At 71.7% G+C, this 14083-nt stretch carries 9 protein-coding genes; 3 read left to right on the top strand and 6 right to left on the bottom strand.

Annotation, left to right across the window (positions count from 1 at the left end; genetic code table 11):
* Window positions 1–360: 360 nt before the first annotated feature.
* The gene (locus tag ACSMXW_RS29420) at window positions 361–4140 is read right to left on the bottom strand and encodes a GH92 family glycosyl hydrolase (protein ID WP_485808389.1); all 3780 of its coding nucleotides are present in this window, start codon (window positions 4138–4140) and stop codon (window positions 361–363) included.
* A gap of 644 nt (window positions 4141–4784) precedes the next feature.
* Here ACSMXW_RS29420 and ACSMXW_RS29415 point away from each other — a divergent pair.
* Window positions 4785–6953 carry an RICIN domain-containing protein gene (locus tag ACSMXW_RS29415; protein ID WP_485800767.1) on the top strand — a complete coding sequence of 723 codons (2169 nt, stop codon included), beginning with the start codon at window positions 4785–4787 and terminating at the stop codon, window positions 6951–6953.
* 134 nt (window positions 6954–7087) lie between these two features.
* On the opposite strand, the gene ACSMXW_RS29410 is transcribed toward ACSMXW_RS29415, so the two are convergent.
* The 3 genes from ACSMXW_RS29410 to ACSMXW_RS29400 all read right to left on the bottom strand — a co-directional run bounded on the left by ACSMXW_RS29410 (window position 7088) and on the right by ACSMXW_RS29400 (window position 9883).
* Entirely contained in the window at window positions 7088–7456 is a 369-nt protein-coding gene (locus ACSMXW_RS29410; protein ID WP_485800766.1) for a tetratricopeptide repeat protein, read from the bottom strand.
* 340 nt (window positions 7457–7796) lie between these two features.
* Window positions 7797–8582 (bottom strand): amidohydrolase family protein, encoded by a 786-nt coding sequence (locus tag ACSMXW_RS29405; RefSeq protein ID WP_485800764.1) that lies wholly within the window; start codon window positions 8580–8582, stop codon window positions 7797–7799.
* A complete protein-coding gene (locus ACSMXW_RS29400; RefSeq protein WP_485800763.1) occupies window positions 8579–9883 on the bottom strand; it encodes an MFS transporter in 1305 nt (434 codons plus the stop codon). The genes ACSMXW_RS29405 and ACSMXW_RS29400 overlap by 4 nt, the downstream gene beginning before the upstream one ends.
* A gap of 99 nt (window positions 9884–9982) precedes the next feature.
* Here ACSMXW_RS29400 and ACSMXW_RS29395 point away from each other — a divergent pair, with 99 nt between their 5' ends.
* Both ACSMXW_RS29395 and ACSMXW_RS29390 read left to right on the top strand, forming a co-directional pair.
* Window positions 9983–10705, top strand: a complete 723-nt coding sequence (locus ACSMXW_RS29395) for a GntR family transcriptional regulator (protein WP_485800762.1) — start codon at window positions 9983–9985, stop codon at window positions 10703–10705.
* Between the two features lie 79 nt (window positions 10706–10784).
* The gene (locus tag ACSMXW_RS29390; protein ID WP_485800760.1) at window positions 10785–11705 is read left to right on the top strand and encodes an isocitrate lyase/PEP mutase family protein; all 921 of its coding nucleotides are present in this window, start codon (window positions 10785–10787) and stop codon (window positions 11703–11705) included.
* Window positions 11706–11851: 146 nt separating this feature from the next.
* On the opposite strand, the gene msrB is transcribed toward ACSMXW_RS29390, so the two are convergent.
* Together msrB and murC are read right to left on the bottom strand one after the other, a co-directional pair.
* A complete protein-coding gene (gene msrB, locus ACSMXW_RS29385; RefSeq protein WP_485800758.1) occupies window positions 11852–12259 on the bottom strand; it encodes a peptide-methionine (R)-S-oxide reductase MsrB in 408 nt (135 codons plus the stop codon).
* A 14-nt stretch (window positions 12260–12273) separates the two neighbouring features.
* The gene (murC, locus tag ACSMXW_RS29380) at window positions 12274–13671 is read right to left on the bottom strand and encodes a UDP-N-acetylmuramate--L-alanine ligase (RefSeq protein WP_485800756.1); all 1398 of its coding nucleotides are present in this window, start codon (window positions 13669–13671) and stop codon (window positions 12274–12276) included.
* Between the last annotated feature and the right edge of the window lie 412 nt (window positions 13672–14083).

Below are 14083 nucleotides of genomic sequence, written 5' to 3'. Positions count from 1 at the left end.
TGGCGATCTACGCGGACAGAGCCCCCGCGACCAGGGTGACCACGATCGTACGAACACTTCTCACCACAGACTCCCTCGCCCTGCCGGCCCGGCCTGCTGCCTGCTGCCAGCTGTTGAAAAGCGAGCCTGCCTGCCGGGCGTGCGCGGGCCGTGCCCGGTATGTAACCACTTCGCTGCAATGGGCGCGATGGGCCCGGGGCTCGTGGCAGGTCCCGTGGGTCCGGAGCTCGTGGCAGGTCCCGTGGGTCCGGAGCGCCGGGAGGGGTCGGGACGACACCCGCACCGGTGCCGGGGCGTGTGGGGCCCCGGTACACCGGTGCCGGGGCGTGTGGGGACGCCCCGGCACCTTCAGGGGCGGGCTCAGGCGAGGAGTTCCACCTCGGCGAGCGTGCCGCCGTCACCGTCGGGCACCAGCCGGTAGTGCCGGTACTCGCCCTGCGTGCTCACCGTGAAGACGCGGGTCTGCTTGTCCCAGGTGAACGTCTGGTCGGTGCGCCGGTCGAGGTCCCGCCAGGTGTGGCCGTCGGCGGAGCCCTGGAGGGTCCAGCCGCTGGGCGCGGCGGTGTGGTCGGCGGAGGTGAGGGTGTACTGGATCGCCTTCGCCGGCGCGGACAGCGGCAGTTCCCCGGAGGTCAGGGGCGCGGTGGTGTCCGAGGTGTTGTCGGTCAGCGGCCCCGACGCGGTCAGCGCGTCCGAGCGGGGCTCGGCCACCTCGTCGCCCTGGGTGAGGGAGGTGGGGCCCGCGTCCTTGCCGGTGCCCCAGGAGGACGGCTCGGGTCCCATGTCGAACTCCAGCACCCCGCCCCCGGACAGCAGGGACGCGGGCAGCGCGGTCGACGTCCAGCGGTGCCCGTTGACCTTCAGGCCCTGGACGTAGATGTTCCGCGCGCTGTTCTTCGGAGCCTTCACCACCAGCGTGTGCCCGTTGTCCAGCCGCAGGGTGGCCTTGGTGAACAGCGGGGAGCCGACGGCGTACTCGTCGCCGCCCATGACCAGCGGGTAGAAGCCGAGCGCGGAGAACAGGTACCACGCGGACTGTTCGCCGTTGTCCTCGTCGCCGTGGTAGCCCTGGCCGATGCTGCTGCCGGTGTAGAGCCGGGAGAGCACCTCGCGGACCTTCTCCTGCGTCTTGTAGGGCTCGCCCGCCGCGTCGTACATGTACGTGACGTGGTGGGCGACCTGGTTGCTGTGCCCGTACTGGCCCATGCGGACGTCGCGGGCCTCGGTCATCTCGTGGATGATGCCGCCGTAGGAGCCCGCGAACCGGGTGGACGCGGTCTCCGGCGTGGCGAAGTACGTGTCGAGCTTCTTGGCGAGCCCGTCGCGGCCGCCGTAGAGGTTGGCGAGGCCGTGGGAGTCCTGGGGCGCGGTGAAGGCGTAGCCCCAGCCGTCGGTCTCCGTGTAGTCGTAGCCCCACACGCGCGGGTCGTACTTCTCCGCCGGGACGCGCCAGTCGCCCTCGGCGTTCCGGCCCTGGAAGAAGCCCGCCTTGTCATCGAAGAGCTTCACATAGTCCTTCGCCCGGTTGAGGAAGTACGCGGACTCGTCCTTGTAGTGCTGCTCCTTCGTCTTCTCGTAGAGTGCCTGGCCCATCCGGCCGATGCCGTAGTCGTTGACGTAGCCTTCGAGGGCCCAGGACAGGCCCTCGCCCGTGTCGGTGCTGGTGTAGCCGAGGAACGGCGAGGTCTTCATGCCCTTGCGGCCGACTCCGGAGGACGGCGGGACGACGGTCGCGTTCTTGAGCGCCGCCTGGTAGGCCGCCTCGGCGTCGAAGTCGACACCCTTGAGGTAGGCGTCGGCGAAGGCCACGTCCGAGGAGGTGCCGGTCATCAGGTCGGCGTAGCCGGGCGAGGACCAGCGGGAGATCCAGCCGCCGTCCTTGTACTGCTGGACGAAGCCGTCCACCAGCTCACCGGCCTGCTTCGGGGTGAGGAAGGAGTAGGCGGGCCACGTGGTGCGGTAGGTGTCCCAGAACCCGTTGTTCACGTACACCTTGCCGTCCACGATCTTCGCGCCGGTGTGCGTGGGGGTGTCGGGTCCCGGCATGGCGGAGAACGGGCTCGCGTACTGGTAGCGGGGGTGCGCGGTGGTGCCGGTGTTCTCGAAGCCGGAGTTGGGATACAGGTACAGGCGGTAGAGGCTGGAGTAGAGCGTGGTCAGCTGGTCGGGGCTCGCGCCCTCGACGCGGACCCGGTCCATGATGGTGTCCCACTGCCGCTGCGCCTGCCGCTCGACGGCCTGGAACGAGCGGTCCCCCGGGATCTCACGCGCCAGGTTGGCCTTCGCCTGGTCGACGCCGATCAGCGAGGTGGCCAGGCGCAGCGTGACCGTGTGGTCCTCCCCCGCGTCGAAACGGAGGTAGCCGCTGACGCCGTGGGAGTCGCCGGCGACGACGGGCGCGTCGAAGACGCCGTAGACGAAGAGCCGGGTGGCGCCGGTGGACAGGCCGCTCTTGACGTCGGAGTAGCCGGTGACGACGCCGCTCGCCTTGTCGAGCGTGAGGCCGCCCTGCTCGGAGACGTTGTCGAAGATGACGGACGCGTCGTCACCGGGGTAGGTGAAGCGCATCATCGCGGCGTGGTCGGTGGGCACGATCTGCGTCTTCAGCCCGTTCTCGAAGGTGACGCCGTAGGTGTAGGGGCGGGCCGTCTCCTTGCCGTGCGTGAAGGGCAGGGCCCGCGCGGTGCGGCCGGTGTCCGGGGTGCCGGCGGCGGCCGACGGCATCACCTGGAACGTCTGCCGGTCACCCATCCAGGGGCTGGGTTCGTGGCTCGCCGCGAACGCCTGGATGGTGGGGAGGTTGTCTTCGTCGTTGCCGCGCGCGTAGTCGTAGAGCCAGCTGGTGGAGGCCGCGTTGGTGACCGGCGTCCAGAAGTTGAAGCCGTGCGGGACGGCGGTCGCGGGCAGGTCGTTGCCGCGGGAGAAGTCGCCGCTGGAGTTGGTGCCGCGGGTGGTGAGCGCGTAGTCCGACAGGTGTGCCTTCGGCTTCTCGGGCGCCTTCGCGGCGAGACTGATGTCGTCGACCCAGCCGCGGAAGGCCGCGGGGCCCTTGGGCGCGTCGTAGGCGACGAGGATGCGGTCGACGGTCTTGCCCGCTGCGACCCGGCCGATCCGCGAGGTGCGGTCGTTCCACTGGTTGACGTAGAGGGACTTGGAGGCGCCCTGCCCCTCGGGGCTGAGCCGGAACCCGTTCTGGTCCACGGCCCCCAGGTCGCTCAGGTACGTGCCGTCGGTGAAGGCGAGGTCCACCGAGACGTACGTGGCCGGGTAGTCGAGGTCGGTCACCGGCATCGAGGGGAAGACGCGGTAGCCCAGCTCGGTGTCGCGGCCGACGGCCACGTTGACGTCGAAGACCTTGTTGTACGCGTAGCCGCGCCCGTCGGAGCGGTGGGTGCCCGCGTAGCGCAGGGCGTGCCTGCCGGTGAAGCCGGCGCCCGGTTTGGCGGTCGGGGAGCCGCTCGGGCCCCGGTCCACCAGCGTCTGCATGTCCTTGGGCCCGGGCGGGTCGGTGTCGCCGGTGGACAACTGGACGTCGGCCAGTTGGATGGCGTCGGTGCCGCCGTTGTTCTTCGTGAAGTCGATGCGGTAGTGGGCGTATGCGGTGGGCGCGCCGTCGGTGGTGATGTCGAAGGTGCGGGTCTGGGCGCGCTCGGTGAAGGCCTCGCCCGTGCGGGTGTCGAGGGTCCGCCAGTCCTTGCCGTCGGTGGAGCCCTTGAGCGTCCAGTCCCTCGGGTCGCGTTCGTCGTGGTCGTTGGCGGAGGTCAGCGCGTAGCGGGTGAGGGCGAACGGCTTGTCCAGGTCGAACTCGGCCCAGCCACTGGTGGTGAACGCCAGCCACTTGGTGCCGGACAGCCCGTCCGCGAGGTTGGCGGCGACCTCTCCGGCGCCGGTGTTCTCGCCGTTGGCCCGGACATCGGTGACATGGTCGATGACGTTGCCCGGGATGCCGGTGCTGTACTGTCCGTCGACCCCCGAGGAGCGCGGCCGACCCGCGGCGTCGGTGTCCACGGTGCTCTGCCAGTCGGGCGCGGGCTCGCCGTCCTCGAACGACGAGGCGAAGGAACCCGCCGGGCGGGCCGCTGCGGCGCCCGGCGCCGCCGAGGCCGTCTGCGCCAGCGCGACGACGAGCAGGCCGCTCATCGCCGCGGCGAGCGCGGCACCGGGACGCCGGTACCGGGATCTGTGCCGCATGGGTCTGTGCCGCATGGGTGCGACTCCTTGCTGTAGCCGGACGTGGTGTCGTGCGACCGCCGCGCGGGGCAGGTGGTGCCCGGGGTGGGCAGCCGGTGCCGGGGCTGACCGGTCGTCAACCCGCCGCAGCACGCGGGGGATCAGTGTTGGACAACGTTGTCAGGTGACGGCGCGGCACACCACGCGGATGGCCGGACGACCGTGGCCGCCGGGGGGTGTTCCTGTGTGTTGCACATGAGTCTCCTGAGAACGGGGCATCACACCATCGGGAATGAGAGCGCTTCCAATCAAGGGGTGCGACGGGGCTGTGTCGATGCGCCGCCCATATGCCCCATCGGCCGTCACCGTGTGAAGGGTTGACGGCCGATAAGTGAAGCCCTACTTTCACGCCCTAGAAACTTCACGCCTTAGAAAAAGCCGAACAACTAGTCCTGGGCCGTGCCCGGACTCCGTTCGGCCGGGCGCACGTCAGGGTGGACCGCCCCGCGGAAGCGGTCCGCTCCGCTCGCGTGGCTCCCCGTCAGACCCGCTGCCCAGCCCCACGCACCACGGGCCGCGGCCCCCCACCGCTTCCGAGCAGAAATGAGCCCCCTATGACCTTGGCAGCACGCAGCCGAAGACGCCTCGCTCCCCACGCCGCGCTCGCCTCGGCGGTGCTCGTCGCCGCCGGGCTGTTCAGCGCGGTCGGCAGCGGCTCCGCCGCCGCGGCGGCCAGCGAGATCTCCAACCAGGGCAACGGCAAGTGCCTCGATGTGACGGACGGTTCCACCGCCGACGGCACGCCCGCCCAGATGTGGTCCTGCAACGGCGGCCCGAACCAGACCTGGACGCTGAACTCCGACGGGAGTCTCACCGCCCTCGGCAAGTGCCTCGACGTCGTGAACGGTGCCACGGGCAACGGCTCCGCGGTGCACATGTGGACGTGCTACGACAGCGTCGCGAGCCAGAAGTGGCAGTACACCGCGGCACACGACCTGGTGAACACCAAGTCGGGCAGATGCCTGGACATCAAGGACAACGACAACGCCGACGGCGCCCGGCTCCAGCTGTGGGACTGCGCGGGGACCGCGAACCAGAAGTGGAACTTCCCGGGCGCGGGCGACACCACCCCGCCGCCCGGCGGGGGCAACCCCGACCTGGGCCCGAACGTCGCGATCTTCGACCCGTCGATGTCGTCCGCGACGATCCAGGCGAAGCTGAACTCGGTCTTCGCGCAGCAGGAGACCAACCAGTTCGGCAGCCAGCGTTACGCGCTGCTGTTCAAGCCGGGCACGTACGACGTGGACGCCAACGTCGGCTTCTTCACCCAGGTGGCCGGGCTCGGCATGAGCCCCGACGACGTGACGATCAACGGCGCCGTGCACGCGGAGGCCGACTGGTTCGACGGCAACGCCACCCAGAACTTCTGGCGCGAGGCCGAGAACCTCTCCGTACGGCCGAGTTCGGGCACGGACCGCTGGGCGGTCTCCCAGGCCGCCCCCTACCGTCGCATGCACGTCAAGGGCAACCTCGTGCTCGACGACGGCGGCTGGTCGAGCGGCGGCTTCATCTCGGACACCAAGGTCGACGGGCAGATCAACTCCGGCAGCCAGCAGCAGTGGCTGACCCGTGACTCCGAGATCGGCGGTTGGACCGGCTCCAACTGGAACCAGGTCTTCGTCGGCACCAAGGGCGCACCGGCGCAGAGCTTCCCGAACCCCACGTACACCACGGTCGCCTCGGCGCCGAAGACCCGCGAGAAGCCGTTCCTGTACGTCGACTCCGCCGGGCATTACCAGGTCTTCGTGCCCGCGGTCCAGTCCAGCAGCTCCGGCACCACCTGGTACGGCAGGACCCCCGCGGGCACCTCGCTGCCGATCGACCAGTTCTACATCGTCAAGCCGGGGGCCAGTGCCGCCACCATCAACGCGGAGCTGGCCGCGGGCAAGAACCTGCTGTTCACGCCGGGCGTCTACCACCTCAGCCAGACGCTGAACGTGACCCGGCCCGACACGGTGGTGCTGGGTCTCGGCCTCGCGACACTGGTGCCGGACAACGGCGTGACGGCGATCTCGACGGCGGACGTGGACGGGATCAAGCTGGCCGGGCTGCTGGTCGACGCGGGCACCACCAACTCGAACCTGCTGGTGCGGATCGGCCAGGACGGCTCCTCGGCCGACCACTCCGCCGACCCGACGACGCTGAGCGACTTCTTCGTGCGCGTCGGCGGCGCGGGCGTCGGCAAGGCCACCCAGAGCGTCGTCATCAACAGCGATGACGTGCTGGCCGACCATCTGTGGCTGTGGCGGGCCGACCACGGCAGCGGCGTCGGCTGGACCAGCAACACCGCCGACAACGGGCTGATCGTCAACGGCGACGACGTCACCGCGTACGGGCTCTTCGTCGAGCACTACCAGAAGACCCAGGTCATCTGGAACGGCAACGGCGGGCGCACGTACTTCTTCCAGAACGAGCTGCCCTACGACCCGCCGAACCAGTCGGCGTGGATGAACGGCGGCACCCAGGGCTACCCCGCCTACAAGGTGGGGGCGGGCGTCACCAGCCACGAGGCGTGGGGGCTCGGCAGCTACGCCTTCTTCAGCACCAACCCCGGTGTCGTGGAGGCCCACTCCTTCGAGGTCCCCGTCACCTCGGGCGTGCGCTTCCACGACCTGGTCACGGTGTCCCTGGGCGGCACCGGCACGATCAGCCACGTCATCAACGACACCGGCGAGGCGGCCAACTCCTCGCACCAGGTGACGAAGCTGGTCTCCGGGCCGTAACCGCCTTCGTCACCCATCCCCACGCTGCCGCCCGCACCCGCCCGTGCGGGCGGCAGCGCCGTCCCCCACACCGTGTGACGACGGGGAACGCGTGGAGTCGCCGGTCCCTGGGCCGCCCGGGTGGCGCGGCCGGCTCAGATCCGGTCGAAGTCGCCCGACAGCGCCGCGGCGACCCGCAGGTGCGACTCCGCCTCCTCGGAGCGGCCCTGGCGTTCGAGGGTGCGGCCGAGCATCAGCCGGGCGTAGTGCTCCACCGGGTCGCGTTCCACGATGACGCGCAGCTCGGCTTCGGCTCGGCGCAGCTGGGCCGAGTGGTAGTAGGCACGCGCCAGCAGCAGGCGCGGTCCGGTCTGCTCCGGCACCTCCGCGACCAAGCCGTCGAGGACCCGGGCCGCGGCGGCGTAGTCCTTGGCGCCGAAGAACAGCTGCGCGCGCTCCCAGCGCTCCGCCGCCGTTCCGTGGGAGTAGTACGCGGGCTGGGGGGCGTCGTATGTGATGTCCACTCATGACCTCCTTCGGTGCCGGCAACGAGGACCACTGGTTGAATATTCCACTACCTCGGCCGGGTGGCGCCCGCCGCGGTCGCCCCGCGCCTGCGCGTGGCGGGAGCGAGGTGCGGCCACCCCGCGGGGCGGCGCCCGGGACGCGCGGAACACCCGCACCGCGCGACGCCCTCGCCCTCGCCCTCGCCCGGCGGACGGCGCCCCGCAGGCGACGGCCTGCGTGTGCGCGGCGCCCGGATCTTCGGCATCGCGCCGCGCCGCTACCGGGAGCACGTCCCGCCGCGGGCGGCCGCCGGCGCTCATGCCAGGGTCCGGGAACGCCCGGACGACCAGCGCCGTGCTACCCCAGGCCGAGCAGTTCCGCGGGGTTGTCCCGCAGGACGGCCTCCCGCAGGGAGCGGTCGGGTACCCACTCGTCGAGCAGGCTCAGGCAGCCGCGGAAGTCTCCGGCCACGTCCTCGTGGGAGACCCAGGGCCAGTCGCTGCCCCACACCAGCCGGTGCGGGAACCTCTCGGTCAGCGACGTGACGACCTCCAGCGCCCGATCCGGTGACGGCCAGCGGTACGGCGCGGACAGCTTCACCCAGACCGAACCCGTCGCCAGCGCCCGGGTCAGGAACGCCGACCCGGCCGCGCCCGGCAGGCCCAGGTGGTCCACCACCAGGCAGGCCCCGGCCGCCAGGACCGCCGAGCCCACCGTGGCCAGGTGCTCGTCCTCGATCATGACCTCGACGTGCAGCCCGTGCTCGGCCGCCCGGGCGAAGAGCTCCCGGTAGGCCGGTGCCGACGGATCGGGGAAGCGGCGGCGCCTGCTCCAGTTCAGCCGGATCCCCACGACCCCCCGCGCGGCGAGGCCGCCCAGGTCCACCGGCGCCGTCGGGGACACCGACACGGTTCCGCGCAGCCGCTCCGGAGCGGCCCGGAGGGCGTCCAGCAGCACGGTGTTGTCCGTGCCGTAGAAGCTGGGCGCGGTCAGCACCCCATGGGACAACCCGGCGGCGTCCAGGAGCCCGAGGTACTCCTCCACGGGCGCGTCCCGCGCCGGCCCGGAGTGCCGCTCCGCGGCCAGCGGCACGTTCTTCCTGAGCACGTGGGCGTGGCAGTCCACGCCGGTCAGCGGCGTCACAGCGGCAGCTCCCTGCCGGCCAGTTCGGGGATCCGGGAGAACAGCAGGCCCGCCACCACCGCGGCGACCACCACGTACCCGACGAACCAGCCGGTGTGACCGGCCTTCCCCAGACTCGTCAGGAGATAGGGTGCCGTGCCGCCGAACAGCGCGGAGGACACGTTGTGCGCGATGCCCGTCCCCGTCGAGCGGAACCGCGCCGGGAACTGCTCGGCGAGGAAGGCGGCCGACAGCGCGCCGTAGCCGGAGAAGACCACGAGCCCCAGCGTCATGACACCGAACAGCGCGAGGCCGCTCTCCGGGCGGATCCCCTGCAACAGCGGGTAGGCGAGCACGGCGAACCCGGCGGAGTAGCCCACCAGCAGGGGCTTGCGCCCGATGCGGTCCGACAGCCAGCCGGTGGCCGGCTGGACGAGCAGGAACACCACGAGGGCGCAGGTGCTCGCCGCGAACACCGAGCCCTCCGGGATCCGGGCCTGCGCGTGGTTCGGCAGGTAGGAGGTCAGGGTCCAGAAGGTCATGGACCCGAGCGCGGTCATCCCGATGACCTTCAGTACGTTGACGGCGCCCCTCCCCCCGTGTGGCGCCCCCGCCGCGCCGGCGGTGGGCTCCTCCGTCCGGCGGGAGCGGAGGAATTCCTGTGACTCCTCCGCCGAGCGGCGCACGTACAGGCCCCACAGCGCGGCCAACGCACCGAGCAGGAACGGTATCCGCCAACCCCAGGACGCCAGTTGTCCCTCGGTCAGCAGGGCGCTGAGCACCCATCCGACGACCGACGCGGAGATCAGCCCCGCGGTCAGGCTGACGTAGTGCAGGCTGCTGACGAGCCCGCGCCGCCGTGGGTCCGCCACCTCGCTCAGCATCACCGGGCTCGCTCCGTAGTCGCCGCCCACCGAGAGCCCCTGCACCAGCCGCGCGGCGGTGAGGATCACCGCCGCGCCCACGCCGGCCTGGTCGAAGGTGGGACACAGCGCGATCGCGAGGGAGCCGACGGCCATCAGGCAGATGCACAGGATCAGCGCCGGGCGCCGCCCCCTCCGGTCCGCGAACCGGCCGAGCAGCAGCCCTCCGAGCGGGCGCATCACGAAGCCCACGCCGAACACCGCGAAGGCGCTGAGCAGGGCGGTGTCCCCGCTCGAACCGAAGATCCGCGGCCCGAACAGGGCCGCGAACGTCGAATAGGTCGACCAGTCGAACCATTCGAGCGCGTTCCCGACGACCGCGGCACCGACGGTACGGCGGAACGCGCGGCCCTGGCCCAGACCGACGGGCGGCGACTGCGGTGGCGCCGGTGTATCCATCCCTGCCTCCAGCTTGTATACAGACTGCATGTAAATGAGATGTCAGACTGTGTACAATCAGGGCCGCGGTTGTCAATGAGACGTCGACGGGAGCTTCGGGTGGGATCGACCGGTTCGCAGGGACTCAGTCAGGCGGAACTCGCCTACCAGCGGCTGCGCGACCAGATCGTGCGCTGGGAGCTGCCTCCGGGCCAGCACCTCAGCGAGATACGCGTCTCCCGGGAGCTGGAGGTCTCACGGACACCGCTGCGCCAGGCCCTGCACCGGCTCGCACGCGAGGGCCTGGTCAAGATCAGCGCCGGCCGGGGGGCCGTGGTGAGCGAGATCACCCTGCAGGACGTCGTGCACCACTTCCAGATGCGCGAGGCCCTGGAGCCGTACGCCGCGCGGCTGTGCGCACGCGACGCCGACCGCCGGGCCTTCACCGACCTCTCGAACTCCTTCGAGGCCGAACGCGACGCTCTCGACGACGCCGCGGTCTCGGGCGACTACGGCCGCTACTACGAGCTGATCGCGAAGCTGGACACCGCCGTCCAGGCACACACCCGCAACCCCTATCTCGTCGACGCCCTTCAGGGGATCTGCGGCCACATCGAGCGCCTCCGGCAGATGGCCCGGCAGAGCCCCGCCCGGATGCGCCAGACGGTGGACGAGCACGTGGCCATCTGCGCCGCGATCGCCGCTGGGAACGAGACCGCCGCCGCCGAGGCCACCGCGCTCCACATCGCCAACAGCCTGCGGAACATCCTGACCGCCATGACCGAGAACGTCGCCGGCCTCGGCCCCGCCGTGCCGCCCACCGCGCCCGGCGCCCGGCCCTGACCACACCCGGCGCCCGGCAACCGGCGCCCGGCCCTGACCGCGACCGGCCCCGGCCGCACGAAACCGAGAGGACCCGACGATGCCCGATACCCTCACCCCCGGCGACCGGCTGAGGCGGTTGGCCGGCAGGCCGGAGGGCCTGTTGCTGCCCGGTGTGCCGAACGCGCTGGCCGCGCGCGTCGTCGAGGACCTGGGCTTCGAGGCCGCCTACATCACCGGGGCCGGCATCACCAACACCTACCTCGGTCTCCCGGACCTCGGCTTCATATCCCTGCCCGAGCTGGCCGCCCATGTCACGGCCGTCTCCGAGGTCACCGCGCTGCCCCTGATGGTCGACGCCGACACCGGATTCGGCAACGCGGTCACCCTGACGCGCACCATCCGCACCCTGGAACGCGCCGGCGCCGCCGCGATCCAGCTGGAGGACCAGGTCAGCCCGAAGCGCTGCGGCCACTTCGACGGCCAGCTCGTGATCCCCGCCGAGGAGATGGTCCAGAAGATCCGGGCCGCGGCCGAGGCCCGGCGCGACCCGGCCACGGTGATCGTCGCGCGCACCGATTCCCGGGCCGCGCTGGGTCTGCCCGAAGCTCTCCGGCGCGCCGACGCCTACGTCGCGGCCGGCGCCGACATGCTCTTCGTGGAAGGCGTGCGCGACACGGAGGAGTTGCGGGCCGTCGGGAAGCTCGCCCCCGGCGTGCCGAAGATCGCCAACATCGTCGAGGGCGGCAAGACACCGATGCTGCCCCGCGCCGAACTGCACGCGCTGGGGTTCGCCGTCGTCCTCTACGCCAACGCCGCACTGCAAGCCTCGGTGCACGGGATGCAGGTCGTCCTGCGTGGACTCCGCGACAACGGCACCCTCGACGGAGCCGAGGCGGACCTCGTCCCCTTCAGCGAACGCCAGCGCCTGGTCGCCAAGGAGCACTACGACGACCTGGAACTCCGCTACGCGTCACCGCGGGACACGTCGGACGGGGGCGCCGGGGCCGCGACCCGGTGAGCTGGTCCCGCATGCCCGAACCGCATGACCGGACCCGCCGGGAACCCTGAGGCGGCTCCTGCCGGGGCCCGGGCCTGCGGTCAGGTGTGCCGTGGCGTGCGCGGGTCCCCGGCGGCGCGTCGGTCTCCCTGCTCCCCGTCCGGGGTCTACTCCTCGTCCGGGGTCAGCCGCAGTGAGATCGAGTTGATGCAGTACCGCTGGTCCGTGGGCGTGGGGTAACCCTCGCCCACGAAGACGTGGCCCAGGTGGGAGCCGCAGCGGGCGCAGCGGACCTCGGTGCGGACCATACCGTGGGAGCGGTCGTCGAGAAGTTCGACCGCGTCGGTGTCCTTGGGGTCGTAGAAGGACGGCCAGCCGCAGTGCGACTCGAACTTCTCACGCGACGTGAACAGCTCCGCGCCGCAGGCGCGGCAGGAGTACACGCCCTTGGTCCTGGTGTCGGTGTACTCGCCTGTGAAAGCGGGCTCTGTGCCGGCCTGGCGCAGGACCGCGTACTCCGCGGGGTTCAGCTCCGCGCGCCACTGCTCGTCCAGCTTCTCGACGTCGTACGCCATGGTGGTTCGGCCCCTCACTTCGACAGAGACGACAGGCGGGTCAGGATCTCGGGCCCGAGCTCCGTCACGTCACCCGCGCCCATGGTGAGAACGAGATCACCGGGCTTCGCCATTCCCGCGATCAGTTCCACGGCCGTCTCCTTGTCGTGCGCGGCGGTGACGTCCGCGCCGGCCGCCCGGGCCGGGGCGGTGATCAGGTCGCTGGTGACGCCGGGAACCGGGTCCTCGCGAGCTGGGTAGATGTCCAGGACCACCGAGGCGTCCGCGAGGGCGAGGGACTGGCCCATCTCGGTGCCGAGCTGCTGGGTGCGGGAGAAGAGGTGCGGCTGGAAGAGCACCAGGACGCGGCCGTCGGGCGCCGCGCCGCGGATCGCCTCCAGGTCCGCCGTCATCTCGGTGGGGTGGTGTGCGTAGGAGTCGATGACCTGCACCCCCGCCTGCTCGCCGCGGAGCTGGAGGCGGCGCTTGACACCGGTGTAGGAGGCGAGTGCGGGGGCGAGGTCGGCGGCCGGGACGCCCAGCGCCACGCCCGCGGTGAGCGCCGCCACGGCGTTGTGCGCGTAGTGCCGGCCCGGCACGGAGACGGTGAAGGTCAGCTCGGCACCGTCCATCAGCACCGTGACCTCGCTGCGCAGCCCCTGCGGCCGCACGGACAGCACGCGCACGTCCGCGTCGGCCGCCGCACCGTACGTCACCACACGGGGCCCCTCGGGCAGGCTGCGCGTCAGCTCCCGGGCCCCCTCGTGGTCGGCGGACACGACGAGCGTCCCGCCGTCGGCGATCCGGCCCGCGAAGGTCACGAACGCGTCGTGGATCTCGTCCATGGACGCGTAGGTGGTGTGGTGGTCGAGTTCCACGTTGAGGACGACGGCGACCTCGGGCGCGTACTTGTGGAAGCTGCGGTCGCTTTCGTCCGCCTCCGCCACGAAGATGTCGCCCTTGCCGTGGTGGGCGCTGGAACCCGGCGCGTCCAGGTCGCCGCCGATGACGTACGTCGGGTCGAGGCCCAGGGACGTCAGCGCCACCGCCAGCATGGAGGTGGTCGTGGTCTTGCCGTGGGTGCCGGCCACGGCGATCGGCCGCAGGCCCGTCATCAGGGCGGCGAGCGCGTCCGCGCGGTGCAGGACCGGGATGCCCAGCTCGGCGGCGCGGACCAGCTCCGGATTGTCCGCCCGGATCGCCGAGGAGACGACGACGCAGCTCGCCTCCGGCGCCACGTGCTCCGGGTCGTGCCCGATGTGCACGGTCGCGCCCAGCTCGCGCAGGGCCTGTACGGTCGCGGACGCCCGTGTGTCACTGCCCGTGACGGCCGCGCCGCGCTCGGCCAGGACCCTCGCGACGCCTGACATTCCGGCGCCGCCGATGCCGATGAAGTGCGGTCGGGTCAGCTCGGCAGGAAGGCCGGGTGCCATGCGTGTCTCTCCAGGTGCGTGTGTGCGGACGGTTCTGTGGATGGTCATGGACGGACGGACGGACGGACGGTCGGGCGGACGGTGCGGGGCCGGGGCCTTCGCGGTGTGTGCGGGCGGTACGGCACGGGGTGCGTACGCGCGCGTACGGGGCGGGGCCACGGGGCCGGTCGCATCGGTGCCCGCACGCGGGACGCCCACGGGCGGGCCCAGCCTATGCCCTCGGGTCCCGGACCGCCGCGACCGGCGCCCACGGCATACGGCGCGGGACCGCGAGGGCATGCGGCGCGGGCTCGTACGGTTTGCGGCGCGGGGGCCCGTCCGGCCTGCGGCGCGGGGGCCCGTACGGCCTGCGGCATGGGCTCGTTCGGTCTGCGGCGCGGGGCCGGTACGACCTGCGGCGCGGGGCTCGTTC

This window comes from Streptomyces sp. DSM 116793 (genome assembly GCF_057320905.1).
Note: the sequence above shows the minus strand (reverse complement) of the source record. Positions and strands in the feature narration are given on the sequence as shown.

What these genes read in the sequence shown, in the direction of transcription:
- murC (WP_485800756.1), bottom strand. Translation starts at nt 13,671, where the DNA reads ATGGCACCCGGCCTTCCTGCCGAGCTGACCCGACCGCACTTCATCGGC.
- ACSMXW_RS29420 (WP_485808389.1), bottom strand. Translation starts at nt 4,140, where the DNA reads ATGAGCGGCCTGCTCGTCGTCGCGCTGGCGCAGACGGCCTCGGCGGCG.
- msrB (WP_485800758.1), bottom strand. Translation starts at nt 12,259, where the DNA reads ATGGCGTACGACGTCGAGAAGCTGGACGAGCAGTGGCGCGCGGAGCTG.
- ACSMXW_RS29390 (WP_485800760.1), top strand. Translation starts at nt 10,785, where the DNA reads ATGCCCGATACCCTCACCCCCGGCGACCGGCTGAGGCGGTTGGCCGGC.
- ACSMXW_RS29415 (WP_485800767.1), top strand. Translation starts at nt 4,785, where the DNA reads ATGACCTTGGCAGCACGCAGCCGAAGACGCCTCGCTCCCCACGCCGCG.
- ACSMXW_RS29400 (WP_485800763.1), bottom strand. Translation starts at nt 9,883, where the DNA reads ATGGATACACCGGCGCCACCGCAGTCGCCGCCCGTCGGTCTGGGCCAG.